The organism is Vogesella alkaliphila (genome assembly GCF_014652475.1).
GTDB classification, from domain to species: domain Bacteria; phylum Pseudomonadota; class Gammaproteobacteria; order Burkholderiales; family Chromobacteriaceae; genus Vogesella; species Vogesella alkaliphila.
The window spans coordinates 128,904-155,600 of sequence record NZ_BMYW01000007.1; the positions used below are offsets into that span (position 1 = coordinate 128,904).

Here is a 26,697-nt window from a genome sequence, read left to right on the forward strand (position 1 = left end):
CATTGAAGACTGGAACAACATGAATCCCCTGATGGCGCCCGGCCTTGCGGCCAACGTTACCTCGCCGGTGCTGGTGGCACTGGATTTTGCCACCGCCGATGCCGCGCTGGCCTTTGCCTCCCGTCTTGACCCGCTGCAGTGCCGGCTGAAGGTTGGCAAGGAGCTGTTTACCGCTGCCGGCCCGCAGCTGCTGCAGCAGTTGCAGGCGCGCGGCTTCCAGGTGTTCCTGGACCTGAAATTCCACGACATTCCCAATACCGTGGCCCACGCCTGCAAGATGGCGGCCGAAGCCGGGGTGTGGATGGTCAACGTGCACGCCTCCGGCGGCCGCCGCATGATGACCGCCGCCGCCGAGGCGCTGGCGCAGTACAGCCAGCGCCCGCTGCTGATCGCGGTCACGGTGCTGACCAGCATGGAGGCCAGCGATCTGGCCGAAATCGGCATCACCGTGCCGCCGCAGGAACAGGTGCTGCGTCTGGCGCACCTGACAAAAGACAGTGGTCTGGACGGCGTGGTGTGCTCGGCGCAGGAAGCGTCGCTGCTGAAAACCGAACTGGGCCGCGACTTCAAGCTGGTGACGCCGGGCATCCGCCTTGCCGACAGCGCCGCCGACGACCAGCGCCGGGTGATGACGCCGGTCGCCGCGCTGCAGGCCGGCGCCGATTACCTGGTGATCGGCCGCCCGATCACCCAGGCCGCCGATCCGCTGGCCGCACTGGCGGCGATCAATGTCGACATTCAATCCTATCTGGCGACAAAAGCATGAACATCACCGTAATCGGATCGGGCTATGTCGGCCTGGTCACCGGCACCTGCCTTGCCGAAGTGGGTAATCACGTACTGTGCCTGGACGTGGATCCGGCCAAGATCGCCATGCTGCAGGCTGGCGGTATCCCGATCTACGAGCCGGGGCTGGAGGAGATGGTCAAGCGCAACGTCGCCGCCGGCCGCCTCAGCTTCACCACCGACGTGGCCGCGTCGGTCGCGTTCGGCGACATCCAGTTCATCGCCGTCGGCACGCCGCCGGACGAGGATGGCTCCGCCGACCTGCAGTACGTACTGGCCGCCGCGCGCAATATCGGCCAGCACATGGACGGTTACAAGGTCATCGTCGACAAGTCGACGGTGCCGGTCGGCACCGCCGACAAGGTCAACGCCGCGATCGCGGCAACGTTGGCCGCACGCGGCGTCAGCCTCGACTACAGCGTGGTGTCCAATCCGGAATTCCTGAAAGAGGGCGCCGCGATCGAGGACTTCATGAAGCCGGACCGCATCGTGGTCGGCGCCGGGGAAGAGCGCGCCATCGACATGATGCGCCGCCTGTACGCGCCGTTCCAGCGCAGCCACGAGCGCATCCTGTTCATGGACGTGCGCTCCGCCGAGCTGACCAAGTACGCCGCCAACGCGATGCTGGCGACTCGCATCTCGTTCATGAACGAGCTGGCCAACCTCGCGGAAACGCTGGGCGCCGACATCGAGCTGGTGCGCAAGGGCATCGGCTCCGATCCGCGCATCGGCTACCACTTCCTGTATCCGGGTACCGGCTACGGCGGTTCCTGCTTCCCGAAAGACGTGAAGGCGCTGGTGGCCACCGGCCGCGACAACGGCCACGCGATGCGGGTGCTGACCGCAGTGGAGGCCGCCAACGACGCGCAGAAGCTGCGACTGGTGGAAAAGGTGGTCGCCAAGTTCGGCGCCGACCTCTCCGGCCGCCGCTTCGCGCTGTGGGGGCTGGCGTTCAAGCCCAACACCGACGACATGCGCGAGGCGCCGAGCCGCGTGATTGTCGACGAGCTGACCCGTCGCGGCGCGCAAGTGGTCGCCTTCGATCCGGTGGCGATGCACGAAGCGTCGCGCACCATGGCCGGCATCGCCGGTTTTGCCTTCGCCGACGACATGATGAGCCCGCTGCACGGCGCCGATGCGCTGCTGATCGCCACCGAGTGGAAGGCGTTCCGCAGCCCGGACTTCAGCGAACTGAAACGCCTGCTGCTGCAGCCGCTGATTTTCGACGGTCGCAATATGTACGATCCGGCCTGGCTGCGCGCGCAGGGCTTCGAATACCACGCCATCGGCCGTTGAGGTGAGCATGAACCTGTTGAACACGCTGGGCCTCGTGCCCGCAACGTTGGCCGCACGGTTGGCCGAAGCCAAAGTTCTGGTGGTCGGTGACGTGATGCTGGACCGCTACTGGTTCGGCGACGTCAGTCGCATCTCGCCGGAGGCGCCGGTGCCGGTGGCCAGGATCAGCCGCATGGAAGAGCGTGCCGGCGGTGCGGCCAACGTGGCACGCAATATCGCCAGCCTGGGTGGCCAGGCCACCATTCTGTCGGTGGTCGGCGACGACGAGGCCGCGACCGCGCTGGAGCGGCTGCTGGTCAAGGACGGCATCCGCGCCTCGCTCAAGCGCGACCCGGAAATTGCCACTACCGTGAAACTGCGCGTGGTGGCGCGGCAGCAGCAGCTGATCCGCCTGGATTTCGAAGATGCGCCCAGCCACGAGATTCTGGCCGACAAGCTGGACGAGTACGCCGCCATTGTCGCCGCCCATGACGTGGTGATCCTGTCCGACTACGGCAAGGGCGGCCTCACCCACGTGGCGCGGATGATCGAACTGGCGCGTGCCGCCGGCAAGCCGGTGCTGATCGACCCCAAGGGCGACGACTACAGCAAGTACGCCGGCGCCACGCTGCTGACCCCGAATCGCAGCGAATTCAAGCAGGTCGCCGGCAGCTGGCAGAACGAGGCGCAGCTCAGCGCCAAGGCCGAAGCCTTGCGCGGCGAGCTGAATCTCGACGCCTTGCTGGTGACGCGCAGCGAAGAGGGCATGACGCTGTACCGTGCCGACGGCGCAGTGCACGAGCCGACGCTGGCGCAGGAGGTGTACGACGTATCCGGTGCCGGCGATACCGTGATCGGCACCCTGGGGCTGATGCTGGCTGCCGGGCTGGAGCTGCCTGTGGCGATGCGCCTGGCCAATGCCGCCGCCGGCATCGTGGTGGCCAAGCTGGGCACCGCGGTGTGCCACCAGCGCGAACTGTTTGCACTGTAACCGTCGCAGAAAGCGAGGCCGGCATGTTGTGGCACCAGGAAGTCCTGCAGTTCTGGTTCGGTGGCGACAGCGACGAGATGCTGGCCATTCCGCGTGAAGCCTGGTTCAGGAAGGACGAGGCCTTCGACACCATCATCCGCGAGCGTTTCCTGCCGCTGGTGGACGGGCTGCAGGCCGACAGGCTGGATCCGCCGCTGCACGATGCACGCCAGACTCTGGCCTGGCTGATCGTGGCCGACCAGTTTCCGCGCAACCTGTTCCGTGGCGAGGCGCGCGCCTTTGCCAGCGATGCGCAGGCGCGTGACGTGGCACACGCGATGCTGGCGGCTGGGCTGGACGCGCAGCTGCCGCCGGTAGCGCGCTGGTTTTGCTACCTGCCACTGGAACACAGCGAGCGACTGAGCGACCAGGACGACTGCGTGCACTGCTTTTCCGCGCTGCCGGCGGACAGTCCCGGCTACGCCGGCGTGCTGGACTACGCGCAGCGCCACCGCGACATCATTGCCCGCTTTGGCCGCTTCCCGCACCGCAACGCGGCGCTGGGACGCGACAACACCGCGGAAGAAACCGCCTTTCTGCAGCAGCCGGGCAGCAGCTTTTAACGAATTTGACTATGGGTTGGCCGCAGGCCGGCCCGTCCAGCGAGGAATACATATGACCATCGTCGTTACCGGCGCTGCCGGCTTTATCGGCTCCAACATCGTCAAGGCGCTCAACGCCCGCGGCGAAACCGACATCATCGCCGTCGACAACCTCACCCGCGGCGACAAGTTCGTCAACCTGGTGGACTGCGAGATCAGCGACTACCTCGACAAGCAGGACTTCATCAGCCTGATCGGCAGCGGCGACTTCGACGGCGAGATCCGCGCCATCCTGCACCAGGGTGCCTGCTCGGACACCATGAACCACGACGGCAAGTACATGATGGAGAACAACTACCAGTACACGCTGGAGCTGTTCGAATTCTGCCAGGCCGAGGAAATCCCCTTCCTGTACGCCTCCAGCGCCGCCACCTACGGCAAGGGATCAGTATTCAAGGAAGAGCGCCAGTTTGAGGGCCCGCTCAACGTCTACGGCTACTCCAAGTTCCTGTTCGACCAGGTGCTGCGCCGCCGCATGAAGGAGGGCCTCACCGCGCAGGTGGCCGGCTTCCGCTACTTCAACGTCTACGGCCCGCAGGAGCAGCACAAGGGGCGCATGGCCTCGGTCGCCTTCCACAACTTCAACCAGTACCGCGAAACCGGCAAGGTCAAGCTGTTCGGCGGCTACGACGGCTACGCCGACGGCACCCAGAGCCGCGACTTCGTGTCGGTGGAGGACGTGGTCAACGTCAACCTGTACTTCCTCGACAATCCGGACCAGTCCGGCATCTTCAACCTCGGCTCCGGCCGCGCGCAGCCGTTCAACGACGTGGCGGTGGCCACCGTCAACGCCTGCCGCCGCCACGAAGGTAAAGATGCATTGTCTTTGGCGGATATGGTTGAGTACGGCATCCTGGAATACATAGACTTCCCGGAGGCGCTGAAGGGCAAGTACCAGAGCTTCACCCGGGCCGACATCGGCAAGCTGCGCGAAGCGGGTTACGACGCGCCGATGCTGACCGTGGAGCAGGGCGTCGACCGTTACGTGGACTGGCTGGTCGCGCGCCAGGGCTGAGCCCCGCGCTTTGCCAACAGCAAGCCCCGTTCCTTGAACGGGGCTTTGTCTTTGCCTCGTGAGGTGTGGCCGAGCGACGGCTGCGACATCCGGTTATATTCAAGGCATGTAAAATTCCAAAGGGCGGTGTGATTTCAAGTCGTTGATTATGATGGATTTGTTTTGCCGTGCCGCCGCGCGCCTGGCCGCGGGGCGGCGACAGCGGGGTGCAAGCCGGTATAATGCGGCGCACTAGGAGACGCCAATGACCCTGCCCGTATTCAAACATCTCGAAGATTTCGTCGGTAACACCCCGCTGGTGCGCCTCAAGCGCATGCCGGGTAACAGCAGCAACGTGGTGCTGGTCAAGCTGGAGGGCAACAACCCGGCCGGCTCGGTGAAGGACAGGCCGGCACTGTCGATGATCCGCCACGCCGAGGCGCGCGGCGAGATCAAGCCCGGCGACACCCTGATCGAGCCGACCAGCGGCAACACCGGCATCGCGCTGGCGATGGCGGCGACCATGATGGGCTACAAGATGATCCTGGTGATGCCGGAAAACTCCAGCCAGGAACGCATCGACACCATGCGCGCCTACGGTGCCGAGGTGATCCTGACGCCGAAGGCGGCGTCGATGCCCGGCGCCATCGACGAGGCGCGACGCATGGAGGCGCTGGGCGTCGGTCGCATCCTCGACCAGTTCGGCAACCCGGACAATCCGCTGGCCCACCTCGAAGGTACAGGGCCGGAGATCTGGCGCGATACCGCCGGTACGGTCACCCACTTCGTGTCCAGCATGGGCACCACCGGCACCATCATGGGTACCAGCGCCTACCTGAAGCAGCAAAACCCGGCCATCCAGATCATCGGCGTGCAGCCGCAGCCCGGCAGCCAGATTCCCGGTATCCGCAAGTGGGAAGACGAATACCTGCCCAAGATCTGCGACTTCTCGCGCATCGACGAGCTGCTGCTGGTCGACCAGCAGACGGCGGAAGACACCGCGCGCCAGCTGGCGCGCGAGGAGGGCATCCTCGCCGGCCCGTCGTCCGGCGGCGCGCTGGCGGTGGCGCTGCGCCTGAACCAGCAGCTGGAGAACGCGGTGATCGTGTCCATCGTCTGCGACCGTGGCGACCGCTACCTGTCCACCGGCCTGTTTTCCTGAGTCAACGTTGGCCGCACGCTGCGGCCAACCCCGAACCGAAGCGATTATGTCCCAACACGTTTTTTCGCCGCCGAGCGACGGCTCGATGAGCCCCAAGACCTGGTACCAGGCGGCCAGCCAGCAGCCGGGTTTTATCCACGACGCGGCCCAGGCCGCCGCCATCGAGCGGCTGGACGAGCTGTGGCAGACGCTGGTGGAGTTCAAGGACAAGCGCAACCGCTTCCTCGGCCGCAGCCTGCGCAAGCCGGAAGTGCCGCGCGGCCTGTATTTCTGGGGTGGCGTCGGCCGCGGCAAGAGCTTCCTGATGGACGCCTTCTTCGGCTGCGTGCCCTATAACCGCAAGCGCCGCGTGCACTTTCACCACTTCATGGCGGAAATCCACAAGCAGCTGCGCACGGTGTCCAACGAGGCCGATCCGCTGAAAACGGTGGCGGCGCGTATTGCCAAGGATGTGCGCCTGCTGTGTTTCGACGAGTTCCACGTCAGCGACATTGCCGATGCGATGATCCTCGGCCGCCTGTTCGCCGCCTTGTTCGAGCAGGGCATCATCTGCGTGATGACTTCCAACTATCCGCCGGAAAACCTGTATCCGAACGGCCTGATGCGCAGCAACTTCCTGCCCACCATCGCCTTGCTGCAGCAGCATCTGGAGGTGTTGAATGTCGATGGCGGCAACGACTACCGTCTGCGCGAGCTGACGCGCGAGCCGCTGTTCCACGTGCCGGCCGATGCCGATGCCGAGACGAAGATGCAGGACATGTTCGAGCGGCTGGCCGGTGCCTCCGGCGAGCTGGAGCACTCGCTGGCGGTACTGGGGCGCGACATTCCGCTCAAGCGCCACGCGCCGGGGGTGATCTGGTTCGATTTCCGCGCCATCTGCGACGGCCCGCGCGCGCAGACCGACTACTTGGAGATCGCCAGCGAATACCACACCGTGTTCGTGTCCGGCATTCCGCAGCTGGCGGTGCGCGATGCGTCGATGGCGCGGCGCTTCACCTGGCTGGTGGACGTGTTCTACGACCACCGCGTCAAGCTGGTGGCGTCCTGCGCGGTGGCGCCGGAATTGATCTATACCGAGGGGCCGCAGGCCAGCGAGTTTTTCCGCACCGCCAGCCGCCTGACCGAGATGCAGTCGCGCACCTATCTGGAACTGCCGCACCTGGTGGACGACTTCAGAATCGCCGACGGCATTACCGAGACCTGAGCAGTCGTTATCGTGTGTCATGAAAAAAGGTTGGCCGCAGTGTTGCGGCCAACCTTTTGTTTGTCTGGCGAGAGGTTAGCGCTGGCCGGCCGGAATCAGCAGCGGCTGGTAGCCCAGGGCACGCAGGCGCTGCATTGCTTCCTCGGCTTCGGCGCGGGTGCGGAACGGACCCAGCTGGACGCGGGTTTCGGTGTGCGCGGTGATGCCGTGTCTTTTCAGGTCGGTCACCAGTTTCTCGGCATTGTCCGGGCTGGAGAACAGGCCCAGCTGCACCTGGTAGCCGAAGGAGCTGCCTTGCGGGGCGATGCCGGGGGCCGGCAGGCGCGGCGGCGCGGGCGGTTTTTCGGCCAGTGGCACGCGGATGGCGGGCGTGGGAGCCGGTGTCGCCGTGATGGCCGGCGCCGTCACGGCGCCGTCACGGCGTGGCGGTTCGCTGCGCGGCGCGACGCTCGTGACGCTCTTGCCGTTGCTGAGCGGCGGTGTCGTCGTGATGGCGACGGCCGGTGCACGCGGCTGGGGCGCCTGGATCTGCGGCGGGCTGAGAGGGGTGACGCTGGCCGGGCTGCCGGGCGCCGGCGCCAGCGGCGAGCTGCCGGCGGGCTCGCTGGCGCTGGCGGCACTGGCGTCCAGCGGCGCGCTGCTGTCGATGGCGCTGAGGCTCAGCGAGGCGCTGTCGCTGCTGTCTTTCTGGATGATGCGACCGGAGCTGATCGGGGTGCTGGCCGGGGTCGGCGGAGTGGCCGGTGTATTGAAACTGTCGATGATCGGTATCGCCGCCAGGGCCACCAGAACCAGGCCGCTGGCAATCGCAATCCGTTTCTTGATCTGGGGCGACAGCCCGCTGTCGCCGTCGGGGGGGCGCTGTTGTGGCGTTGGATTCATCTCGGTTTACATTCTGTGCAGCAAACGCTGGTGAACACTGGTAAAATACCGGGTTCCTCAAAATTGGGTAACCCGTCAAGCTTGAAAATAGCTTGGCAAGTGTAACCATTTCGCTTGTAAACAGGGAGAATTTATATGGCAATCGAACGTACGCTGTCCATCATCAAACCGGACGCAGTCGCCAAGAACGTTATCGGCAAGATCTACGACCGCTTCGAATCCGCCGGCCTGAAAGTCGTGGCCGCCAAGCTGAAGCAACTGTCGCGCGCCGAAGCCGAAGGCTTCTACGCCGTGCACAAAGAGCGTCCTTTCTTCAACGACCTGGTGAGCTTCATGATCTCCGGTCCGGTGATGATCCAGGCGCTGGAAGGCGAAAACGCCGTCCTGAAAAACCGCGAACTGATGGGCGCGACCGATCCGAAGAAAGCCGAAGCCGGTACCATCCGTGCCGATTTCGCTGATTCCATCGATGCCAACGCCGTTCACGGCTCCGACAGCCTCGAAAACGCCGCGATCGAAGTAGCCTACTTCTTCGCCGCGACCGAGATCTGCGCACGCTAAGTTGTACCCGGCGGCTGCCTGTGGCGGCCGCCATTTCCAGAGATTGACATGAAGACCAACCTGCTCGACTTCAACCTTCCCCAGCTCACCGACCACTTTGCCGCGATGGGCGAAAAGCCGTTCCGCGCCAAGCAGATCATGCGCTGGATGCATCAGATGGGCGAAGCCGACTTCGACGCCATGACCGACATCGCCAAGAGCCTGCGTGCCAAGCTGCACGATACGGCCATTGTCGGCGTGCCGGACCTGATGGTGTCGCAGGAATCGGAAGATGGTACCCGCAAGTGGCTGCTGGACGTCGGCACCGGCAACGGTGTGGAGACCGTATTCATCCCCGAGGATGACCGCGGCACCTTGTGCATATCATCTCAGGTCGGCTGTGCGCTGGAGTGCACCTTCTGCTCCACCGGTCGCCAGGGCTTCAACCGCAATCTCAGCACCGCCGAGATCATCGGCCAGCTGTGGTGGGCGAACAAGGCGATGGGCGTGACGCCGAAGAACGAGCGCGTGATCTCCAACGTGGTGATGATGGGCATGGGCGAGCCGCTGGCCAACTTCGACAACGTGGTGTCGGCGCTGCAGATCATGCTGGACGACCACGGCTACGGCCTGTCCCGCCGTCGCGTGACGGTGTCCACCTCGGGCATGGTGCCGCAGATGGACCGCCTGAAAGAGGCCTGTCCGGTGGCGCTGGCGGTGAGCCTGCACGCCTCCAATGATCGCATCCGCGACGAGATCGTACCGCTGAACAAGAAATACCCGCTGAAGGAGCTGATGGCCGCCTGCCAGCGCTACCTGGTGAAGGCGCCGCGCGACTTCATCACCTTCGAATACGTGATGCTTGACGGGGTCAACGACAGACCGGAACATGCGCGGGAGCTGATCGCGCTGGTGCGCGACGTGCCGTGCAAGTTCAACCTGATTCCGTTTAACCCGTTCCCGAATTCCGGTTACGAGCGTTCCAGCAACAACGCGATCCGCAATTTCCGCGAAATCCTGCAGGAAGCCGGCTTCATCGTCACCGTGCGCAAGACGCGCGGCGACGACATCGACGCCGCCTGCGGCCAGCTGGCCGGCCAGGTGCAGGACAAGACCCGGCGCCAGGAGAAGTGGATACGCATCGCCGAGGAAAAAGACCAATGAAGCGAACCCGTGTCGTCATCCTGTTGGCCGCCCTGCTGGCCAGTACGCTGACTTTCGCCGACGGCGCTACCCCGCGCGAACTGGCACAGACACGGGCCCTGTTGGCAATCGAGTACATGAAGATCGGCAACATGCGCGTGGCGCTGGAAAACGCCGATCAGTCCATCAAGTTTGATCCTACCTTTCAGGCTGGCTACCTCGCCCGCGCCCTGATCTACATGCAGCTGGGGGTCGATGCCGAGGCGGAAGCCGCCTTCAATCGCGCGCTGAAGCTGGATGCGACCAACCCCGAGGTCAACAATAATTTCGGCTGGTACCTGTGCAGCCGCGGCCGTTACGAAGAGGCGATCACGCGCTTCGATCGCGCGCTGGCCGACCCGCTGTACCAGTCGCCGCAATCGGCGATGGTGAACAAGGCGGCCTGCCTGGTGCGCATGGACCAGCGCCCGCTGGCCAACCAGTGGCTGCTGGCCGCGCTGCGCCGGGCGCCGAATGACGGCGCCGCGTTGCGCGAACTGCTGAACTTGTCTTTGTTGGATAAAAATGTCACGCTGGCGACCTTTTATTACGAACGCCTGAAGTTTGACGAGCGTCGCATGTCGCCAGCGGAATTGATGATGGGGATTCGTCTGGCACGTTTAAAACAGGATCGGGCGATGGAGACACGCCTGGCCGATTATCTGAAAACGCGTTTTCCCGATACCGGGGAAGCCCAGATGTTGCTTAGCGGAAACTGAAAAGCATGGAAGCGGATAACCAACAACAAGACAGCACTGCCGTGGCTATCGGGCAGGAGTTGCGTGCTGCCCGAGAGGGCAAGGGCCTGAGCATTGGCGAGGTGGCTGATCGCCTGAAACTGTCGGTCAAGCAGCTGAACGCCATCGAGCGCGGCGATTTCGCCAGCCTGCCGGGGGCCACCTTTGCCCGCGGCTTCGTGCGCAGCTATGCCCGTTACATGGAAGTGGATGCCGATGCACTGGTGGCGCGTCTGGACCAGTGCGTGCCGCTGGATACGCCGCCGGCGGCGCTGGTGCCGGTGAACGAGGAGCCGGCCAAGGCCTCGCTGGCCTTGCCGCTGTCGCTGGGCGCGCTGCTGGTGATTGCCGGCGGCTGGTTCCTGCTGCCGGGTGCCGCCGAGCCGGAGGTGCAGTCCTCGGTGCCGCTGGCCCTGGTGCCGACGGTGGCCGATCCCGACGCCAGCGCCATGCAGCCGACGACCTCCGACGTGGTGGCGGTCACGCCACCGCTGGTGGCTGCATCGGCGCCGCAGCCGGCCGCACCGGCGGTGACGGCGCCGGTCGCCGTGGCGGCCTCGGCTCCAAGTGCCGCCGCGCCGGTCGCCGGGCAGGGGCGCATCGAATTGCGCGTGCGCCAGGAGGCTTGGGTGTCGATCACCGATGCCGACGGCAAGAAACTGGTGTACGCCACGCTGGCCGCCAACGACAGCCGCCAGCTGCAGGGCCGGCCACCATTCCGCGTGGTGATCGGCAATGCGGCCAACGCCGAGCTGTCCTATAACGGCCAGCCGGTCGATCTGGCCGGCAAGATTCGCGGGACTACCGCCAAACTGGAATTGAACTAACACGCAGATGGACGCAACGATCAAACGTCGTCAAACCCGCCAGGTGGCCATCGGCCACGTGATGGTGGGCTCCGCGCACCCGGTGATGGTGCAGTCGATGACCAATACCGACACCGCCGACGCCGCTGCCACCGTGCAGCAGGTGCAGGCGCTGGCGCAGGCCGGCTCCGAGGTGGTGCGCATTACCGTCAATAGTCCGGAGGCGGCCGCCCGCGTGGCGGAAATCCGCCAGCGCCTGGACGACCTCGGTTGCGACGTGCCGCTGGTCGGCGACTTCCACTTCAACGGCGACCGTCTGCTGAAAGACTACCCCGACTGCGCGCGTGCACTCGGCAAGTACCGCATCAACCCCGGCAACGTCGGCAAGGGTGCCAAGGGCGACGACAAGTTCGCGTTCATGATCCGTACCGCCGTCGAGTACGACAAACCGGTGCGTATCGGCGTCAACTGGGGCAGTCTGGACCAGGCGCTGCTGGCACGTATGCTGGACGCCAACAACCGTGCGGCCAAGCCCAAGACGCTGGACGTGGTGATGCGCGAGGCGCTGATCGTGTCGGCGCTGGAATCGGCCGACAAGGCGATGGAGCTGGGGCTGCCGGCCGACCATATCCTGCTGTCGTGCAAGGTCAGCAACGTGCAGGACCTGATCACCGTGTACCGCGACCTGGGCAGCCGCTGCGATTTTCCGCTGCACCTGGGCCTGACCGAGGCCGGCATGGGCAGCAAGGGCATCGTCGCCTCCAGCGCCGCGCTGGCGGTGCTGCTGCAGGAAGGCATCGGCGACACCATCCGCATCTCGCTGACCCCGCAGCCGGGCGAGGCGCGCACCAAGGAAGTGGTGGTGGCGCAGGAGCTACTGCAGACCATGGGCCTGCGCTCGTTCACGCCGCTGGTGACCGCCTGTCCCGGCTGTGGCCGCACCACCAGCACCTTTTTCCAGGAGCTGGCGGACAGCATCCAGACCTATCTGCGCGAGCAGATGCCGATCTGGCGTCTGCAGTATCCGGGGGTGGAGGACATGAAGGTGGCGGTGATGGGCTGCGTGGTCAACGGCCCGGGCGAGTCCAAGCTCGCCGACATCGGCATCAGCCTGCCGGGCACCGGTGAGGTACCGGTGGCGCCGGTCTATGTCGATGGCCACAAGGACGTGACGCTGAAGGGCGACAATATCGCCACCGAGTTCAAGGCCATCGTCGACAACTACGTGCAAACCCGATACGGCGAGGGTGGTGCCAAGCGCCGCGAAGTGGTGGCGCGCACCATCCCGATCAAGTCCGTGTAGGGCTTGCGGCCAACCTTAGAATCGAATCCACAGAATTCCGGAAGAACAATCGTAATGGCTCAAAAGTTGCAAGCGATACGCGGCATGAATGATGTGCTGCCGGCCGAGTCGCACCAGTGGGAGTATTTTGAAAACACGCTGCGCGGCTGGCTGGCGGACTACGGCTACCAGAACATCCGCACCCCGATCGTGGAGTCCACGCCGCTGTTCGTGCGCTCCATCGGCGAAGTGACCGACATCGTCGAGAAGGAAATGTACTCCTTCACCGACAGCCTGAACGGCGACTCGCTGACGCTGCGTCCGGAAGGCACCGCCGGCACCCTGCGCGCGGTGGTGGAGCACAACCTGCTGTACAACACCACGCAGAAGCTGTGGTACATGGGCCCGATGTTCCGCCACGAGCGCCCGCAGAAGGGCCGCTACCGCCAGTTCCACCAGATCGGCGTGGAAGCGCTGGGCATGAACGGACCGGACATCGACGCCGAGATCATCGCGATGACCGCCGAGCTGTGGCGCCGCCTGGGCCTGGCCGGTAGCGTGCAGCTGGAAATCAACACCCTGGGCAACAAGGAAGAACGCGCCGCGCATCGCGAGGCGCTGATCGCCTACCTGGAGCAGCACGTCGCCATCCTGGACGAGGACGGCAAGCGCCGCCTGTACAGCAACCCGCTGCGGGTGCTGGACACCAAGAATCCGGCGCTGCAGGAGATGGCCAATGCCGCGCCGCGGCTGAGCGACTACCTGGGTGACACGTCGCGCGAGCACTACGAGGGCTGGAAGGCGCTGATCGACGCGCTGGGCATCCCTTACGTGGAAAACCCGCGCCTGGTGCGCGGCCTCGACTACTACAACCAGTCGGTATTCGAGTGGGTGACCACCGAGCTGGGCGCGCAGGGCACTGTGTGTGCCGGCGGCCGCTACGACGGCCTGATCGAGCAGCTGGGCGGCAAGCCGGCGCCGGGCATCGGTTTCGGCATGGGCATGGAGCGCGTGCTGCTGTTGCTGGCCGAGAAGGACCTGCTGCCGGCGCGTCGCAGTGTCGACGTGTTCATCGTCAACCAGGGGCAGGGCGCCACCGCCTACGCCATGCAGCTGGCCCAGTCGCTGCGCCAGGCTGGCCTGAGCGTGATCCAGCACATGGGCGATGCCAGCTTCAAGTCGCAAATGAAAAAGGCCGATGGCTGCGGCGCCGCCGTGGCACTGATCATCGGAGAAAACGAAGTGGCGACGGCGCAGGCGGTGATCAAGCCACTGCGTGCCGACGCCGCGCAGGAAATCGTTGCCGCGGCCGACGTGGTTGCGGCGGTTTCCCGCTTCAAGTCTTGACGAGGGGGATGCATGGCTTTCGATTTGCAGGAGCAGGAACAGATAGACTGGATCAAGGCCTTCTGGGCACAGTGGGGCAAGCTGCTGTCCGCTGTCGTGCTGGCGGTGTTGCTGTCCTATCTCGGTTACAAGGGTTGGCAGATGTACCGCGCGGCGGAAAGCGCCAAGGCGGCCACCATCTACTCGCAGCTGGAACAGCAGGTGCAGACCGGTAGCCTCGACAAGGTCAAGGCCACCGCTGCCGCGCTGCAAAGCGCGCATCCTGGCTCCGCCTATGCCGCCAATGCGGCGCTGGTGGCGGCCAAGGCTGCCTTCGACAAGGGCGACCTCGCCTTTGCCCGAGCCCAGCTGAAGTGGTTGCTGGCCAGCGGCCAGCAGGACGAGTCGTTGCAGGCGGTCGCCCGCCTGCGTCTGGCGACCGTGCTGCTCGACGAGAAGCAGTACGATGCGGCACTGGCCGAGCTGGCACAGGCGCATCCGGCCAGCTTCGATACGCTGTTCCTGGACCTGAAGGGCGATGTGCTGGTGGCACGTGGCGATGCGTCCGGCGCCCGTGACAGCTACAAGGCCGCTCTGGCCAAGGCGTCGCCGGATGCAACTTTGCGCGACTTTATCCAGACCAAGCTCGACTCCCTGGGAAATTGATCATGAAGCGACGTCTCATTTGTGCCGCCCTTGTCTTGCCGTTGCTCGGCGGCTGCGCCAGCTGGTTTGAAGGTTCGGTCGGTTTCGAGCCGACGCCCTTGCAGGCGATTGCGCAGCAAAGCACGCTGAAGGTGCAGTGGCAGGCCAGCGTGCCGGCGGCGGAGGGCGGCCTGTTCACGCCGTTCTACGACCAGGGCTTGCTGTGGGTGGCCGGTGGCGACGGCAAGGTCAGCGCCATCAACGTGCTGAACGGCAACGAGAGCCGCTGGTTCGACTTCGAACAGAAGCTCAGTGCCGGCGTCGCCATCGCCGACAAGCTGATTTTTGCCGGCAACGACCAGGGCAAGCTGATTGCGGCCAACCTTGATACCGGCAAGATCGTATGGGAACAGACGCTGACCAGCGTGCTGGCCGAGCCGCCGCAGGTCGGCGGCAAGGCGGTGGTGACGCGCAGCAACGACGGTCGCATCAGTGCCTTTGATATCCAGAGCGGTCGCCAGTTGTGGACCGAGTGGCAACCATTGCCGGCGCTGACCGTCAAACAGACCACGCCGCAGCTGAAGGTGGAAGGTGACGACGTGCTGCTGGTCGGCTCCGCCTCCGGCAAGCTGGCGGTGTATGCACTGGAGCAGGGGCGCATGCTGTGGGAGGCGGTTGTCGCTTCACCGCGTGGCGCAAGTGAACTGGAACGGGTGACGGACGTGGTCAGTCAGCCGGTCTTTGATGGCCGCCGCGTTTGCGCCGTGGCCTATCAGGGGCGGATCGGCTGCTTCGAGGCCCGTGGCGGTGAGCAAGCCTGGGCGCGCGAGCTGGCCAGCAGCCGCGGCCTGTCGATGGATGCCAAGGGCGTGTATTCCACGGCCGATGACGGCTCGATCTGGGCGTTCGACCCGGATACCGGCCGCAACCTGTGGAAACAGGACGCACTGCGTTATCGCAACGTGACCGCCCCGGTCAAGCTGGGTAATAACTTACTGGCAGTAGATGGCGAGGGCTATGCACATTTGCTCTCGCCTGTTGATGGACAAATCGTTGGCCGCAGCCAGCTGAAGGTGGAAGGAACCATTGCACGCCCGCTCGTGCTCGGCAATATTGCCTACGTTCTCGACACCAACGGCACCTTGTCGGCGGTCACACTCTAAAAGCAGTGCTGAATGAAACCGACTATTGCCCTGGTAGGGCGCCCCAATGTGGGCAAATCGACCCTGTTCAACCGTCTGACCCGTTCGCGCGATGCGCTGGTAGCGGATCAGCCGGGTCTTACCCGTGACCGTCACTACGGCCACGGCCGTGTCGGCAGCAAGCCGTACCTGGTGATCGACACCGGTGGCTTCGAGCCAGTGGTGGACGAGGGTATCCTGTTCGAAATGGCCAAGCAGACGCTGCAGGCAGTGGACGAGGCCGACGCCATCGTGTTCCTGGTGGATGGCCGTACCGGCATCACACCGCAGGACAAGATCATCGCCAACCGCCTGCGCCGCAGCAACCAGCCGGTTTACCTGGTGGTGAACAAGGCCGAAGGCATGCGCAGCGCCGTGGCGACCGCCGAGTTCCACGAGCTGGCGCTGGGCGAGCCGCTGTCGATCTCCGCCTCGCACGGCGACGGCGTGCGCGAACTGATGGAGATGGTGCTGGAGCACTTCCCGGATGCCGAGGAAGAGCCGAAGGTCAACCATCCCAAGTTCGTCATCATCGGCCGCCCCAACGTCGGCAAGTCGACGCTGGTGAATGCGGTGCTGGGTGAGGACCGCGTGATCGCCTTCGATCAGGCCGGCACCACCCGCGACAGCATCTACATCGATTTCGAGCGCGAAGGTCGCCAGTACACCATCATCGACACCGCCGGCGTGCGTCGTCGCGGCAAGGTGGACGAGGCGATCGAGAAATTCTCGGTGATCAAGACCATGCAGGCGATCGAAGACGCCAACGTGGCCGTGCTGGTGCTGGACGCGCAGCTCGACATTTCCGAGCAGGACGCCACCATCGCCGGTTTTGCGCTGGAGGCCGGCCGGGCGCTGGTGGTCGCGGTGAACAAGTGGGACAACCTCGACAATCACCAGAAGGAAACCATCAAGCACGAGATCGCGCGCAAGCTCGGTTTCCTTGATTTCGCCAAGTTCCACTACATCTCGGCGCTGGAGCGCAAGGGCGTGGCCGACCTGTTCAAGTCGATCGACGAAGCCTACCGCGCGGCGATGACCAAGCTGCAGACGCCGAAGCTGACCCGCATCCTGCAACTGGCCGTCGAGCGCCAGCTGCCGCCGCGGACCGGTCCGATCCGTCCGAAGCTGCGCTACGCCCACCAGGGCGGCATGAACCCGCCCATCATCGTGGTGCACGGCAATGCGCTGAGCAAGATTCCGGACAGCTACACCCGTTATCTGGAAAACATGTTCCGTAAAGCTTTTCAGCTGCAAGGCACGCCGCTGCGGGTACAATACAAGTCCAATACCAACCCCTTTGAGAAGGAAGCAACAGGCACCAAGCCGAGTTTGCTGGTTCACAAGGGCCGAAAATAGTACGGCGGTTTTTTTTATGCTAAAAAGAGTCTTAGCGCCGCTTGCTAGTAACGAAATTACAATTCCATGAAATCGGAGAACAAAATGAGCTCTAAAGGGCAAATGTTACAAGACCCGTTCCTTAATATCCTGCGTAAGGAGCATGTGCCGGTTTCCATCTACCTCGTCAACGGCATCAAGTTGCAAGGGCAGATCGAGTCGTTCGACCAGTATGTGGTGCTGCTGAAAAACACGGTCACCCAGATGGTTTACAAGCATGCCATTTCTACCGTGGTACCAGCGCGCCCAGTAAACATCCCGCATGACAATCACGGCGCCAAGTCCGACGCTGCCGACGCTTGAGTCACTGCCTGTTCCGCCTGAATGCCGGTCCGGCAAGCGATTGCCGACCGGTTTCCCCTCTCAGAAAGATCTTTCGTGTTTGATCGCCCGGATCTAGGAGACATCGCCGTACTGGTCTGTCTCGACTTTGGCGCGCCCGACTATGACGAGGGCGTGCAGGAATGCGTGGACCTGGTGCGCAGTGCCGGTGTCACCGTTGCCGGGACCATCCATGGCAAACGCCAGCGTCCCGATGCCGCGCTGTTCGCTGGCAAAGGCAAGGTCGAGGAGATCGCGGCCTTGGTCAAGGCGGTGGCGGCCAACGTGGTGATCTTCAATCACGCCCTCGGGCCCGGGCAGGAGCGCAATCTGGAGCGCGTGCTGCAGTGCCGCGTCGTCGATCGTGTCACCCTGATCCTGGATATCTTTGCCCAGCGCGCCCGCAGCCACGAGGGCAAGTTGCAGGTCGAGCTGGCGCAGTTGTCCCACTTGTCTACCCGTCTCGTGCGCGGCTGGACTCACTTGGAGCGGCAAAAGGGGGGTATCGGCCTGCGCGGACCGGGCGAGACCCAGCTGGAAACCGACCGCCGCTTGCTCGGCTTGCGCGTGAAGATGCTGAAAGATCGCCTGGCCGCGGTTGCCCGCCAGCGCAAGACGCAGCGCCGCAGCCGCGAACGCTCCGGATTGCAGTCGGTATCGATTGTCGGCTATACCAATGCAGGCAAGTCCACCCTGTTCAATGCGATGACCAAGGCGCAGGCCTACGCCGCGGATCAGCTGTTCGCGACACTGGATACCACCAGCCGCAAGCTGTACCTCAGCCCGGAGCTGTCCATCGTGCTGTCCGATACCGTGGGCTTCATCCGCGACCTGCCACACTCGCTGGTGGCGGCGTTCCGCGCCACGCTGGAAGAAACGATCCAGGCCGACATGCTGCTGCATGTGGTCGACTCCGCATCGCCGGACAAGGACCGCCAGATCGAGGAGGTGGACAAGGTGCTGGCCGAGATCGGTGCCAGCGGCACCCCGCAGCTACTGGTGTGGAACAAGACCGACCTGCGCGGCTTGCCGCCGCAGATCGAACGCGGCGAACATGGCGAGCCGGTCGCGGTCCGCGTATCGGCGCTGACCGGGGAAGGGCTGGAACTCTTGCGGCAGGCGATTGCCGAACGGCTGCACGGCTTTAATAATGACCATAACATAGAAGATCGAGACCGCTATGGCACAGAATGATCCTAACTGGGGTGGTAAACGTCCGAACGATGGCCCGCCGGATCTGGACGAAATTTTCCGCAAGCTGAATCAGCGCCTGTCGCGCCTGCTGGGTAACCGTGGCCCGGATGAGGAGCCGCCGGTTGGTAATGGCGGCGGCAGTGGCGAGTCGCCACGCGGCATGCGCTTCGGCGCTGCCGGCGTGCTGGCGGCACTGACCGGCCTGTGGCTGCTGAGCGGTTTCTACATCGTCGATGCCCGCGAGCAGGGGGTGGTGCTGCGCATGGGCAGCTTCAACCGCACGACCGATTCCGGCCTGCAATGGCGCGCACCGTATCCGTTCGAAACGGTGGAGATCGTCAACCTGACCGAGGTGCGCAGCATCGAGGTCGGCTACCGCGGCAGTGCCAAGAACCGCATCAACGAAGAGTCGCTGATGCTCACCGAAGACCAGAACATCATCGACGTGCAGCTGTCGGTGCAGTACGACGTCAAGGACGCGCGCGACTTCCTGTTCAACAACCTGGCCACCGAGGCGGATGCCCGCGACGTGGTGAAGCAGGCGACGGAAACGGCGATTCGTGAAGTGGTTGGCCGCAACAAGGTCGATTTCGTGCTGAACGAGGGGCGGGCCCAGATCGCGGCCGATACCCAGCGCATCATCCAGGCGATCCTGGACCGCTACAAGCTGGGCGTGCGGGTGGCCAAGGTCAACATCAACGGCGTGCAGCCGCCGGAGCCGGTGCTGGCGGCGTTCGATGACGCGGTAAAGGCTGGCCAGGACAAGGAAAAGCTGCGTAACGACGGTGTCGCTTACGCCAATGACGTGGTACCGAAGGCCAAGGGTATGGCAGCGCGTCTGCTGGAAGAGGCCGAGGGTTATCGCCAGAATGTGGTGGCTACCGCCGAGGGTGACGCCGCACGTTTCAACAGCGTGCTGTCCGAGTATGCGAAGGCGCCGAAGGTGATGCGTGACCGCCTGTACTTCGACATGATGCAGCAGGTGATGAGCAATACCACCAAGGTGCTGGTCGACCAGAAGGGGGGCAACAACCTGCTGTACCTGCCGCTGGACAAGCTGATCCAGCAATCCAGTGTCGCCGCACCGTCGCTCCCGTCGGGTAGCGCCGCACAGCCTGCCGAGGTGCCACCGGTGGTGGCCCCCGTCGCGCCGTCTTCGTCCGGTTCCACCAGCCGCGATGTGACTCGCGGGCGTAACTAATAACAGGAGCCCCCCCATGGAACGACTTCTTCCTTCTTTGATCGGTGTGGCCGTGCTGTTGCTGATCGCCTCATCGTCGCTGTTTACCGTAGACCAGCGCCAGTTCGCGATGGTGTTCCAGTTTGGCGAGGTGGTACGGGTCATCGAGCAGCCTGGCATCCAGTTCAAGGTGCCGGTGCTGCAGAACGTGCGTTACTACGATCGCCGCATCCAGACGATCGACCCGGAAGAGCCGGAGCTGTTCAACACCCGCGAAAAGAAAAACGTGCTGGTGGACAGCTTCGTCAAGTGGCGCGTGCGTGATGTCGAGCAGTTCTACAAGAGCGTGGGTGGCAACGAGCTGGCCGCGGTGGCGCGTCTAAAGCAGACCATCAACGACGGCCTGCGCGCCGAATTCGGCCAGAAGAGTGTTGCCGATGTCGTATCCGGCCAGCGCGACCAAGTCATGGAGGATGTCCGCAAGAAGGCCAACCTCGACGCGCAAAAAATTGGTATGGAAATTCTGGATGTGCGCTTAAAAAGAGTCGACTTTCCGGATAAAATCAGTGCTTCGGTTTTTGAACGGATGAACTCCGAGCGTCGCACCGTGGCCAGCCAGTTGCGCAGTGAGGGCGCGGCCGAAGCCGAACGTATCCGTGCCGATGCCGACCGTCAGCGCGAAGTGCTGCTGGCCGAAGCCTATCGCAAGGCGCAGACGATGAAGGGTGAGGGCGATGCCAAGGCTGGTGCGATTTACGCGCAAGCCTACGGCAAGAATCCGGAGTTCTACGCTTTCTGGCGCAGCATGGATGCCTACAAGCAGACGATGCGCAACAAGAGCGATGTGCTGGTGCTGGACCCAAGCTCCGAGTTCTTCAAGTACTTCAAGAGCACCAAGCCCGCGGCCAAGTAAGCGCGGGCAACGAGCCGGGGAGAGACGGCAAGCTTATCAACAAGGCGGGATCGCGAATCCCGCCTTTTATTGTGTGTAGAGATAGATGCGTAATTGGCTGTTACCCGAATATGTTGCGGACATCCTGCCGGCCACCGCCCGTCAGGTTGAGTCTGCCAAGGCATCGATGCTTGAGCTGTTTCGTACCTCCGGCTACGAACTGGTCCTGCCGCCGCTGATTGAATACTACGACGCACTGGTGACGCCGGAAGACGGCGCGCTGGCGATCAAGACCTTCAAGCTGGATGACCATTTTTCCGGTCGTCAGCTGGGGCTGCGTGCCGACATCACGCCGCAGGTGGCGCGTATCGATGCCCACCTGCTGTCACAGCGCACCGGTGTGACCCGTCTGTGCTACGCCGGCAGCGTGGTGCACTCGCGTCCGGACGGCCTGATGAGCTCGCGCGAGCCGCTGCAGGTCGGGGCCGAACTGTACGGTTACGCCGGCATCGAGGCCGACCTGGAAATCATCCGCCTGATGCTGACCTCGCTGCGCCAGATCGGCGTTGACGGTCTGCGTCTGGATGTCGGTCATATGGGGCTGTTCCGCGGTCTGGTGCAGGCTGCGGGCCTTGGCGCCGAGCTGTCGGCCGAGGTGTTCTCGGTCCTGCAGGCCAAGGATCAATCGACGCTGCGCGAGTTGCTGGTCGATGTTGCCGAGCCGTATCGCAGCGCCTTCCTCGCGCTGCCGGAGCTGTACGGTTCGCGCGCGGTGCTGGACAAGGCGCGTACCCGCTTACCGTCGCTGCCGGAAGTCGAACTCGGCCTGATGCAGCTGGCCGCGGTGGCCAGCTCGCTGGAAGGCGAGGTCGAGCTCAACTTTGACCTCACCGAATTGCGTGGCACCCACTACCACAACGGCCTGATGTTTGCCGCCTACGCCCCAGGCTGGGCGGAAGAGCTGGCCCGTGGCGGTCGTTACGACAACGTTGGCCGCCGCTTCGGTCGCGCCCGGCCGGCGACCGGTTTCAGTCTCGATCTGCGCGACCTGATCCGTATCCTGCCGCAGAACGAAAGTGCCAAGGGAATCAAGCTTGCGGCCAACCTGTTGCCGCAAGCGACAATAAAAGTGGCCGAACTGCGTGCGCGCGGCGAGAAGGTCATTGTGGATTATCTGGGCGAGTCTGCTGCCGCCCTGAATTGTGATCGTGAACTGGTCAAGGCTGGCGAAAACTGGCAGCTTGTACCGTTTAAGTAATTTGATTTCTGAAGAGAAGAGGTTTACCAATGTCCAAGAATGTCGTCGTAATCGGCACCCAGTGGGGTGACGAGGGCAAGGGCAAGATTGTTGACTGGCTGACGGACCATGCTCGCGGTGTCGTCCGCTTCCAGGGTGGTCACAACGCTGGTCATACTCTGGTTGTGAATGGCAAAAAGACCGTGTTGCGCCTGATCCCGTCGGGCATTCTGCGTGCCGGCGTCGAGTGCTTCATCGGCAACGGCGTGGTGCTGTCGCCGGAGGCGCTGCTCAAGGAAATCGACGAGCTGGAAACCGCTGGCGTCGATGTTGCCAGCCGCCTGAAGATCGCCGAAGCCTGCCCGCTGATCCTGCCGTACCACGTGGCTCTGGATCTGGCCCGCGAAGCGGCCAAGGGTGCCGGCAAGATCGGTACCACCGGTCGCGGCATCGGCCCGGCTTACGAAGACAAGGTGGCGCGCCGCGCACTGCGCGTGATCGACCTGTTCGATCGCGAAGCCTTCGCCGCCAAGCTGAAGGAAAACGTCGACTACTACAATTTCCAGCTGACCGAGTACTTCAAGGTCGAGCCGGTAAGCTACGACGCGATCCTGGAGCAGACCATGCTGCTGGCCGAGCGCATCAAGCCGATGGTGGCCGACGTGTCGCGCACGCTGTACGACCTGAGCCAGGCCGACGTGCCGCTGCTGTTCGAAGGCGCGCAGGGCACGCTGCTGGACATCGACCACGGCACCTACCCGTTCGTCACCTCGTCCAACTGTGTGGCCGGTGCTGCTGCACCGGGCGCCGGTGTGGCACCGCAGATGCTCAACTACGTGCTGGGTATCGTGAAGGGCTACACCACCCGCGTCGGTTCCGGCCCGTTCCCGACCGAGCAGGACAACGAAATCGGTGCCTTCCTGGCCAAGCGTGGTAACGAGTTCGGTTCGGTCACCGGCCGTCCGCGTCGCTGCGGCTGGTTCGATGCCGCAGCGCTGAAGCGCTCGATCCAGATCAACGGCGTCTCCGGCCTGTGCGTGACCAAGCTGGACGTGATGGATGGCCTGGAAGAGATCAAGCTGTGTGTCGGTTACACCCTGGATGGCCAACAGGTTGATATCCTGCCATTCGGCTCCGATGCGGTAACCAAGTGCCAGCCGGTGTACGAGACGCTGCCAGGCTGGAGCGAATCCACCTTCGGTGCCAAGCGCTGGGAAGATCTGCCTGCCAATGCGCAAGCCTACCTGACCCGTATCGCCGAAGTGTGCGGCGCACCGGTGGATATCGTGTCGACCGGTCCGGATCGCGAGGAAACCATCGTGCTGCGTCATCCTTACGGTCTGTAAGGTTGTCTGCTTCAAGCAAAAGCCCGCTTTGGCGGGCTTTTTTGCGTCTGCAGCTATGGATGGCGACTGACAAAGGTTGGCCGCAGCACTGCCACTGCTGTGCCGCTATGTCGCAGAGCGGCGTGATGGCCGATATCCACGTGATGGTCGGGGTGAGGCAGGCTTGTGTTGCAGGCTGGTGGTATGACGCCGGTGCAGTTAAGGGGCGTGGCAAGCTGGCCGGTGCAGGCGGAAGAGGGAGGTACGAATTGCGGCAGTTTTTGCCGAGTAGACGCAAAAACACCGTTGAGATGTCTCAACGGTGTTTTTGTTTTGGTGCCCAAGAGAAGACTCGAACTTCCACACCCTTGCGGGCGCTAGGACCTGAACCTAGTGCGTCTACCAATTCCGCCACCTGGGCTAAAACTTTTACTGCTTCAAGCAACAGCCCGTTTACACGTGCTGTATCAATTCTGTTGGTGCCCAAGAGAAGACTCGAACTTCCACACCCTTGCGGGCGCTAGGACCTGAACCTAGTGCGTCTACCAATTCCGCCACCTGGGCAAACCTTTTACTGCTTCAAACAATAGCGCCGTTTACAGGCGCTACATAAATCGTGTTGGTGCCCAAGAGAAGACTCGAACTTCCACACCCTTGCGGGCGCTAGGACCTGAACCTAGTGCGTCTACCAATTCCGCCACCTGGGCCAACCAGATTTTCAGCTATACATATTGCATCAATCAACTACAGTTGAATGGTGCCCAAGAGAAGACTCGAACTTCCACACCCTTGCGGGCGCTAGGACCTGAACCTAGTGCGTCTACCAATTCCGCCACCTGGGCTATGCATTTGCTGTATCATCGTTTCCACTGTGTTGCAGTGATTGCGACGAAGCCCTGCATTATAAGGAAGTTTCTGGACGTGTCAATGGTCGCTACTAAAAAATCTTCATCTGAATCGGCAATTCGCCTCTCCGATCCGTTCCTGGAGCGGGAAAAGAGCCAATATAACAATCCCTTGCCTAGTCGGGAGTTTGTTCTGCAAATTCTTGCGCAGCAGGGGGTGCCAATGCAATTCGGCGAGCTTGCCGCCGTGCTGGAGATTACCGCAGAAGAGCAGCCCTTATTCGAGCGCCGCTTGCGCGCGATGGAGCGGGCCGGGCAAGTGCTGATCAATCGCAAGGGCGAGGTCTGTGTTGCCGACAAGCTGGATCTGCTGCCGTGCCGCGTCAGCGGTCACAAGGACGGCTTTGGCTTCGCGGTGCCGGACGGCGTTACCGGTGAGGATATCTATCTGCCCGAGCGCGAGATGCGCAAGGCGATGCATGGCGATCACGTCATGGTGCGGCTGGCCGGCACCGATCGACGTGGTCGTCGCGAAGGGCGCATTGTCGAGGTGCTGGAGCGGGCGCAGACGACGCTGGTCGCTCGCGTCTACTTCGAGCACGGTGTTGGCGTGGCCAAGGCCGAGGATCGTCGCATCGGTCAGGAGTTGCTGCTGGAGCCGGAGGGGCACGGTGGTGCCGGGCATGGCCAGGTCGTGATGCTGGAAATCGTTTCCTATCCCGACGAACACCGCCCGGCAATCGCCAAGGTTATCGAGGTGCTGGGCAACTACGCCGACCCTGGCATGGAGATCGAGGTGGCGCTGCGCAAGCATGACCTACCGCATGTGTTCTCCGATGTCGCGCTGGCGCAAGCGGCGGCAACGCCGACCAAGGTGCGCAAAAAGGACCTGGACAAATCACGGGTCGACCTGCGCTCCTTGCCGCTGGTAACCATCGACGGCGAAACGGCGCGCGACTTCGATGATGCCGTTTTTGCCGAACGTCAGGGTAAGGGCTTCCGCTTGGTGGTGGCCATTGCCGATGTCAGTCACTACGTGAGGCCGGGCGATGCGCTGGATGGCGATGCCGTGGTACGTGGTACCTCGGTGTATTTCCCGCGGCGGGTGATCCCGATGCTGCCGGAGGCGCTGTCGAACGGCATTTGCTCGCTGAACGCCAATGTCGATCGTCTGTGCATGGTGGCCGATATGCAGATTTCGGCGAAAGGCAAGATCAAGGCTTACCGCTTCTATCCTGCGGTGATGAACTCCAAGGCGCGACTAACCTACAACCAGGTGTGGGATTGGTTGCAGCAGGGGAGTGACAGCCCATTGCTGCCGCAATTGCAGACCCTGCACCAGCTGTTCCAGGTGTTGTTGGGGGCGCGTACTCGGCGCGGTGCCATCGAGTTTGAGAGTGTCGAGACGGAGATGGTGTTCAATGAGCACGGCAAGATCGACAAGATTGTGCCGGTATCCCGTAATGAGGCCCACCGTCTGATCGAGGAGTGCATGCTTGCGGCCAACGTTTGTGCGGCCGACATCCTGCTCAAGAACCGGCACAAATGCCTGTTCCGCATTCACGAGGGGCCGACGCCGGAAAAACTGCTCAACCTGCGCAATTACCTGCGCCTGTTGGGGCTCACGCTGGGGGGCGAAGACAAGCCGACGCCCAAGGACTATGCCGAGCTGGCAGAGAAGGTTGCCTTGCGCCCGGATGCACCGGTAGTGCAGACCATGATGCTGCGTTCGATGCAGCAGGCGGTATATGCGCCGGACAATATCGGTCACTTCGGTCTGGCGTACGACGCCTATACCCACTTTACCTCTCCGATTCGCCGCTATCCTGACTTGCTGGTGCATCGTGCCATCAAGGCAGTGCTGGCCGGTGAGAAGTACAAGCCGGGCAAGTGGCAGGCGTTGGGCGAGCATTGTTCGATGACGGAGCGCCGCGCCGATGACGCCAGTCGCGAAGTGCAGGCCTGGCTGAAAACCTACTATATGCAGGACAAGGTAGGAGAGGTGTTCAGCGGCAAGATCAGTGCCGTAACCGGTTTTGGTGTGTTCGTATTGCTGGACGATCTTTATGTGGAAGGTCTGTTGCACATTTCCGAGTTGGGCAAGGACTACTTCCACTTCAAGAAAGAGCAGCAAGCCATCGTCGGCGAGAAGAGCGGCTTGCACTACCGGCTGGGGGATGCGGTACAGGTGCGGGTGGTGCGGGCGAACCTGGAAACGGTGCAGGTCGAGTTTGCGCTGGCAACTCGTGGTGAGCTGGCTGGTGGCGAGGAGAAAACGCCGCCCAAGCGTAAGCCGTCTCGCCGCCGCTCAAAGGCAAAGCCGCTGGCAGTGACGGCCACGGCGGTAGAGGAAGTGTCTCCTCTTGCGGAAGAAGTGGCGCCGATCGAGGTGCCACCATCGGTGCCAGCTCGCCGGCGCAGGGCAACACCCGTCATTGCACCGGAGCTTGTGGTGCCGCCAGCTGAAATTCCGGAGTCGATTCCAGTGCCCGCGACAGTGCCGAATCAGGATGTGGTTGCCGAGGAGTGGGTAAAGCGTCCTCCTCGCCGCCGCCGTACTTCGTAATCCACTGTGTTTTGACTCGCCCAAGGTTGGCCGCAAGCATTGCGGCCAACCTTTTTCATTTTTGTTGCTGGCGGGATGCTTGTGAAATCAACGACTTGTAGATTC

24 protein-coding genes and 4 tRNA genes are annotated in these 26,697 nt (G+C 63.3%); 23 read left to right on the plus strand and 5 right to left on the minus strand.

Going from position 1 to position 26,697, the window contains the following annotated elements; genetic code table 11:
* The first annotated feature begins 19 nt into the window (after positions 1 to 19).
* The 7 genes from pyrF to zapE all read left to right on the plus strand — a co-directional run bounded on the left by pyrF (position 20) and on the right by zapE (position 7,053).
* Positions 20 to 766 (plus strand): orotidine-5'-phosphate decarboxylase, encoded by a 747-nt coding sequence (pyrF, locus tag IE100_RS11815; protein ID WP_189374457.1) that lies wholly within the window; start codon positions 20 to 22, stop codon positions 764 to 766.
* Positions 763 to 2,082 (plus strand): UDP-glucose dehydrogenase family protein, encoded by a 1,320-nt coding sequence (locus IE100_RS11820; RefSeq protein ID WP_189374459.1) that lies wholly within the window; start codon positions 763 to 765, stop codon positions 2,080 to 2,082. Before pyrF ends, IE100_RS11820 begins: the two co-directional genes overlap by 4 nt.
* A gap of 7 nt (positions 2,083 to 2,089) precedes the next feature.
* Entirely contained in the window at positions 2,090 to 3,052 is a 963-nt protein-coding gene (gene rfaE1 / locus IE100_RS11825; RefSeq protein WP_189374461.1) for a D-glycero-beta-D-manno-heptose-7-phosphate kinase, read from the plus strand.
* A gap of 23 nt (positions 3,053 to 3,075) precedes the next feature.
* Entirely contained in the window at positions 3,076 to 3,654 is a 579-nt protein-coding gene (locus tag IE100_RS11830) for a DUF924 family protein (RefSeq protein ID WP_189374463.1), read from the plus strand.
* Between the two features lie 52 nt (positions 3,655 to 3,706).
* Positions 3,707 to 4,708, plus strand: a complete 1,002-nt coding sequence (gene rfaD / locus IE100_RS11835; RefSeq protein WP_189374465.1) for an ADP-glyceromanno-heptose 6-epimerase — start codon at positions 3,707 to 3,709, stop codon at positions 4,706 to 4,708.
* A 244-nt stretch (positions 4,709 to 4,952) separates the two neighbouring features.
* A complete protein-coding gene (cysM, locus tag IE100_RS11840; protein WP_189374467.1) occupies positions 4,953 to 5,849 on the plus strand; it encodes a cysteine synthase CysM in 897 nt (298 codons plus the stop codon).
* Positions 5,850 to 5,895: 46 nt separating this feature from the next.
* On the plus strand, positions 5,896 to 7,053 hold the full coding sequence (gene zapE / locus IE100_RS11845) for a cell division protein ZapE (RefSeq protein WP_229800362.1): 1,158 nt from the start codon (positions 5,896 to 5,898) through the stop codon (positions 7,051 to 7,053).
* 75 nt (positions 7,054 to 7,128) lie between these two features.
* Here the strand turns inward: zapE and IE100_RS11850 are convergent, their stop codons facing one another.
* A complete protein-coding gene (locus tag IE100_RS11850; protein ID WP_189374469.1) occupies positions 7,129 to 7,935 on the minus strand; it encodes an SPOR domain-containing protein in 807 nt (268 codons plus the stop codon).
* A gap of 135 nt (positions 7,936 to 8,070) precedes the next feature.
* Between IE100_RS11850 and ndk the strand changes: the two genes are divergently transcribed.
* The 15 genes from ndk (at position 8,071) to IE100_RS11925 (ending at position 23,202) form a co-directional block, all read left to right on the plus strand.
* Positions 8,071 to 8,496 carry a nucleoside-diphosphate kinase gene (gene ndk / locus IE100_RS11855; protein ID WP_047966118.1) on the plus strand — a complete coding sequence of 142 codons (426 nt, stop codon included), beginning with the start codon at positions 8,071 to 8,073 and terminating at the stop codon, positions 8,494 to 8,496.
* A 48-nt stretch (positions 8,497 to 8,544) separates the two neighbouring features.
* Positions 8,545 to 9,639 (plus strand): dual-specificity RNA methyltransferase RlmN, encoded by a 1,095-nt coding sequence (gene rlmN / locus IE100_RS11860; RefSeq protein ID WP_189374471.1) that lies wholly within the window; start codon positions 8,545 to 8,547, stop codon positions 9,637 to 9,639.
* The gene (pilW, locus tag IE100_RS11865; RefSeq protein ID WP_189374472.1) at positions 9,636 to 10,376 is read left to right on the plus strand and encodes a type IV pilus biogenesis/stability protein PilW; all 741 of its coding nucleotides are present in this window, start codon (positions 9,636 to 9,638) and stop codon (positions 10,374 to 10,376) included. Before rlmN ends, pilW begins: the two co-directional genes overlap by 4 nt.
* Positions 10,377 to 10,381: 5 nt before the next feature.
* Positions 10,382 to 11,221, plus strand: coding sequence for a RodZ domain-containing protein (locus tag IE100_RS11870; protein ID WP_189374474.1), 840 nt, complete (start codon positions 10,382 to 10,384; stop codon positions 11,219 to 11,221).
* A gap of 7 nt (positions 11,222 to 11,228) precedes the next feature.
* Complete coding sequence (gene ispG / locus IE100_RS11875) at positions 11,229 to 12,503, plus strand: flavodoxin-dependent (E)-4-hydroxy-3-methylbut-2-enyl-diphosphate synthase (protein ID WP_189374476.1); 1,275 nt, start codon at positions 11,229 to 11,231, stop codon at positions 12,501 to 12,503.
* 54 nt (positions 12,504 to 12,557) lie between these two features.
* Positions 12,558 to 13,829, plus strand: coding sequence for a histidine--tRNA ligase (hisS, locus tag IE100_RS11880; protein ID WP_189374477.1), 1,272 nt, complete (start codon positions 12,558 to 12,560; stop codon positions 13,827 to 13,829).
* 12 nt (positions 13,830 to 13,841) lie between these two features.
* Positions 13,842 to 14,474 carry a YfgM family protein gene (locus tag IE100_RS11885; protein ID WP_189374479.1) on the plus strand — a complete coding sequence of 211 codons (633 nt, stop codon included), beginning with the start codon at positions 13,842 to 13,844 and terminating at the stop codon, positions 14,472 to 14,474.
* A gap of 2 nt (positions 14,475 to 14,476) precedes the next feature.
* Positions 14,477 to 15,616 (plus strand): outer membrane protein assembly factor BamB, encoded by a 1,140-nt coding sequence (bamB, locus tag IE100_RS11890; RefSeq protein ID WP_189374481.1) that lies wholly within the window; start codon positions 14,477 to 14,479, stop codon positions 15,614 to 15,616.
* 12 nt (positions 15,617 to 15,628) lie between these two features.
* Positions 15,629 to 16,993: a ribosome biogenesis GTPase Der gene (gene der, locus IE100_RS11895; protein WP_189374483.1), complete on the plus strand. Its 1,365-nt coding sequence runs from the start codon at positions 15,629 to 15,631 to the stop codon at positions 16,991 to 16,993.
* 84 nt (positions 16,994 to 17,077) lie between these two features.
* Entirely contained in the window at positions 17,078 to 17,335 is a 258-nt protein-coding gene (gene hfq, locus IE100_RS11900) for an RNA chaperone Hfq (protein ID WP_047966110.1), read from the plus strand.
* Between the two features lie 75 nt (positions 17,336 to 17,410).
* Positions 17,411 to 18,547 (plus strand): ribosome rescue GTPase HflX, encoded by a 1,137-nt coding sequence (gene hflX, locus IE100_RS11905; protein ID WP_189374485.1) that lies wholly within the window; start codon positions 17,411 to 17,413, stop codon positions 18,545 to 18,547.
* Complete coding sequence (gene hflK / locus IE100_RS11910) at positions 18,534 to 19,748, plus strand: FtsH protease activity modulator HflK (RefSeq protein ID WP_189374486.1); 1,215 nt, start codon at positions 18,534 to 18,536, stop codon at positions 19,746 to 19,748. The genes hflX and hflK overlap by 14 nt, the downstream gene beginning before the upstream one ends.
* Positions 19,749 to 19,764: 16 nt before the next feature.
* Positions 19,765 to 20,640, plus strand: coding sequence for a protease modulator HflC (gene hflC / locus IE100_RS11915; RefSeq protein ID WP_189374487.1), 876 nt, complete (start codon positions 19,765 to 19,767; stop codon positions 20,638 to 20,640).
* Between the two features lie 85 nt (positions 20,641 to 20,725).
* On the plus strand, positions 20,726 to 21,877 hold the full coding sequence (locus IE100_RS11920; RefSeq protein ID WP_189374488.1) for an ATP phosphoribosyltransferase regulatory subunit: 1,152 nt from the start codon (positions 20,726 to 20,728) through the stop codon (positions 21,875 to 21,877).
* A gap of 29 nt (positions 21,878 to 21,906) precedes the next feature.
* Positions 21,907 to 23,202, plus strand: coding sequence for an adenylosuccinate synthase (locus IE100_RS11925; RefSeq protein WP_189374489.1), 1,296 nt, complete (start codon positions 21,907 to 21,909; stop codon positions 23,200 to 23,202).
* 313 nt (positions 23,203 to 23,515) lie between these two features.
* Here IE100_RS11925 and IE100_RS11930 read toward each other — a convergent pair.
* The 4 genes from IE100_RS11930 to IE100_RS11945 all read right to left on the minus strand — a co-directional run bounded on the left by IE100_RS11930 (position 23,516) and on the right by IE100_RS11945 (position 24,023).
* Positions 23,516 to 23,602, minus strand: a tRNA-Leu gene (locus tag IE100_RS11930).
* A 56-nt stretch (positions 23,603 to 23,658) separates the two neighbouring features.
* Positions 23,659 to 23,745: transfer RNA gene (locus IE100_RS11935), tRNA-Leu, on the minus strand.
* A gap of 56 nt (positions 23,746 to 23,801) precedes the next feature.
* Positions 23,802 to 23,888: transfer RNA gene (locus IE100_RS11940), tRNA-Leu, on the minus strand.
* 48 nt (positions 23,889 to 23,936) lie between these two features.
* Positions 23,937 to 24,023: transfer RNA gene (locus IE100_RS11945), tRNA-Leu, on the minus strand.
* An 85-nt stretch (positions 24,024 to 24,108) separates the two neighbouring features.
* On the opposite strand from IE100_RS11945, the gene rnr reads away from it, so the two are divergent.
* Positions 24,109 to 26,592, plus strand: a complete 2,484-nt coding sequence (gene rnr, locus IE100_RS11950; RefSeq protein ID WP_189374490.1) for a ribonuclease R — start codon at positions 24,109 to 24,111, stop codon at positions 26,590 to 26,592.
* The last annotated feature ends 105 nt before the right edge of the window (positions 26,593 to 26,697 follow it).

Bases quoted from the DNA above. Each gene is read 5' to 3' on its own strand.
- pyrF (WP_189374457.1), top strand. From the start codon at position 20: ATGAATCCCCTGATGGCGCCCGGCCTTGCGGCCAACGTTACCTCGCCG.
- IE100_RS11820 (WP_189374459.1), top strand. From the start codon at position 763: ATGAACATCACCGTAATCGGATCGGGCTATGTCGGCCTGGTCACCGGC.
- rfaE1 (WP_189374461.1), top strand. From the start codon at position 2,090: ATGAACCTGTTGAACACGCTGGGCCTCGTGCCCGCAACGTTGGCCGCA.
- IE100_RS11830 (WP_189374463.1), top strand. From the start codon at position 3,076: ATGTTGTGGCACCAGGAAGTCCTGCAGTTCTGGTTCGGTGGCGACAGC.
- rfaD (WP_189374465.1), top strand. From the start codon at position 3,707: ATGACCATCGTCGTTACCGGCGCTGCCGGCTTTATCGGCTCCAACATC.
- cysM (WP_189374467.1), top strand. From the start codon at position 4,953: ATGACCCTGCCCGTATTCAAACATCTCGAAGATTTCGTCGGTAACACC.
- zapE (WP_229800362.1), top strand. From the start codon at position 5,896: ATGTCCCAACACGTTTTTTCGCCGCCGAGCGACGGCTCGATGAGCCCC.
- IE100_RS11850 (WP_189374469.1), bottom strand. From the start codon at position 7,935: ATGAATCCAACGCCACAACAGCGCCCCCCCGACGGCGACAGCGGGCTG.
- ndk (WP_047966118.1), top strand. From the start codon at position 8,071: ATGGCAATCGAACGTACGCTGTCCATCATCAAACCGGACGCAGTCGCC.
- rlmN (WP_189374471.1), top strand. From the start codon at position 8,545: ATGAAGACCAACCTGCTCGACTTCAACCTTCCCCAGCTCACCGACCAC.
- pilW (WP_189374472.1), top strand. From the start codon at position 9,636: ATGAAGCGAACCCGTGTCGTCATCCTGTTGGCCGCCCTGCTGGCCAGT.
- IE100_RS11870 (WP_189374474.1), top strand. From the start codon at position 10,382: ATGGAAGCGGATAACCAACAACAAGACAGCACTGCCGTGGCTATCGGG.
- ispG (WP_189374476.1), top strand. From the start codon at position 11,229: ATGGACGCAACGATCAAACGTCGTCAAACCCGCCAGGTGGCCATCGGC.
- hisS (WP_189374477.1), top strand. From the start codon at position 12,558: ATGGCTCAAAAGTTGCAAGCGATACGCGGCATGAATGATGTGCTGCCG.
- IE100_RS11885 (WP_189374479.1), top strand. From the start codon at position 13,842: ATGGCTTTCGATTTGCAGGAGCAGGAACAGATAGACTGGATCAAGGCC.
- bamB (WP_189374481.1), top strand. From the start codon at position 14,477: ATGAAGCGACGTCTCATTTGTGCCGCCCTTGTCTTGCCGTTGCTCGGC.
- der (WP_189374483.1), top strand. From the start codon at position 15,629: ATGAAACCGACTATTGCCCTGGTAGGGCGCCCCAATGTGGGCAAATCG.
- hfq (WP_047966110.1), top strand. From the start codon at position 17,078: ATGAGCTCTAAAGGGCAAATGTTACAAGACCCGTTCCTTAATATCCTG.
- hflK (WP_189374486.1), top strand. From the start codon at position 18,534: ATGGCACAGAATGATCCTAACTGGGGTGGTAAACGTCCGAACGATGGC.
- hflC (WP_189374487.1), top strand. From the start codon at position 19,765: ATGGAACGACTTCTTCCTTCTTTGATCGGTGTGGCCGTGCTGTTGCTG.
- IE100_RS11920 (WP_189374488.1), top strand. From the start codon at position 20,726: ATGCGTAATTGGCTGTTACCCGAATATGTTGCGGACATCCTGCCGGCC.
- IE100_RS11925 (WP_189374489.1), top strand. From the start codon at position 21,907: ATGTCCAAGAATGTCGTCGTAATCGGCACCCAGTGGGGTGACGAGGGC.
- rnr (WP_189374490.1), top strand. From the start codon at position 24,109: ATGGTCGCTACTAAAAAATCTTCATCTGAATCGGCAATTCGCCTCTCC.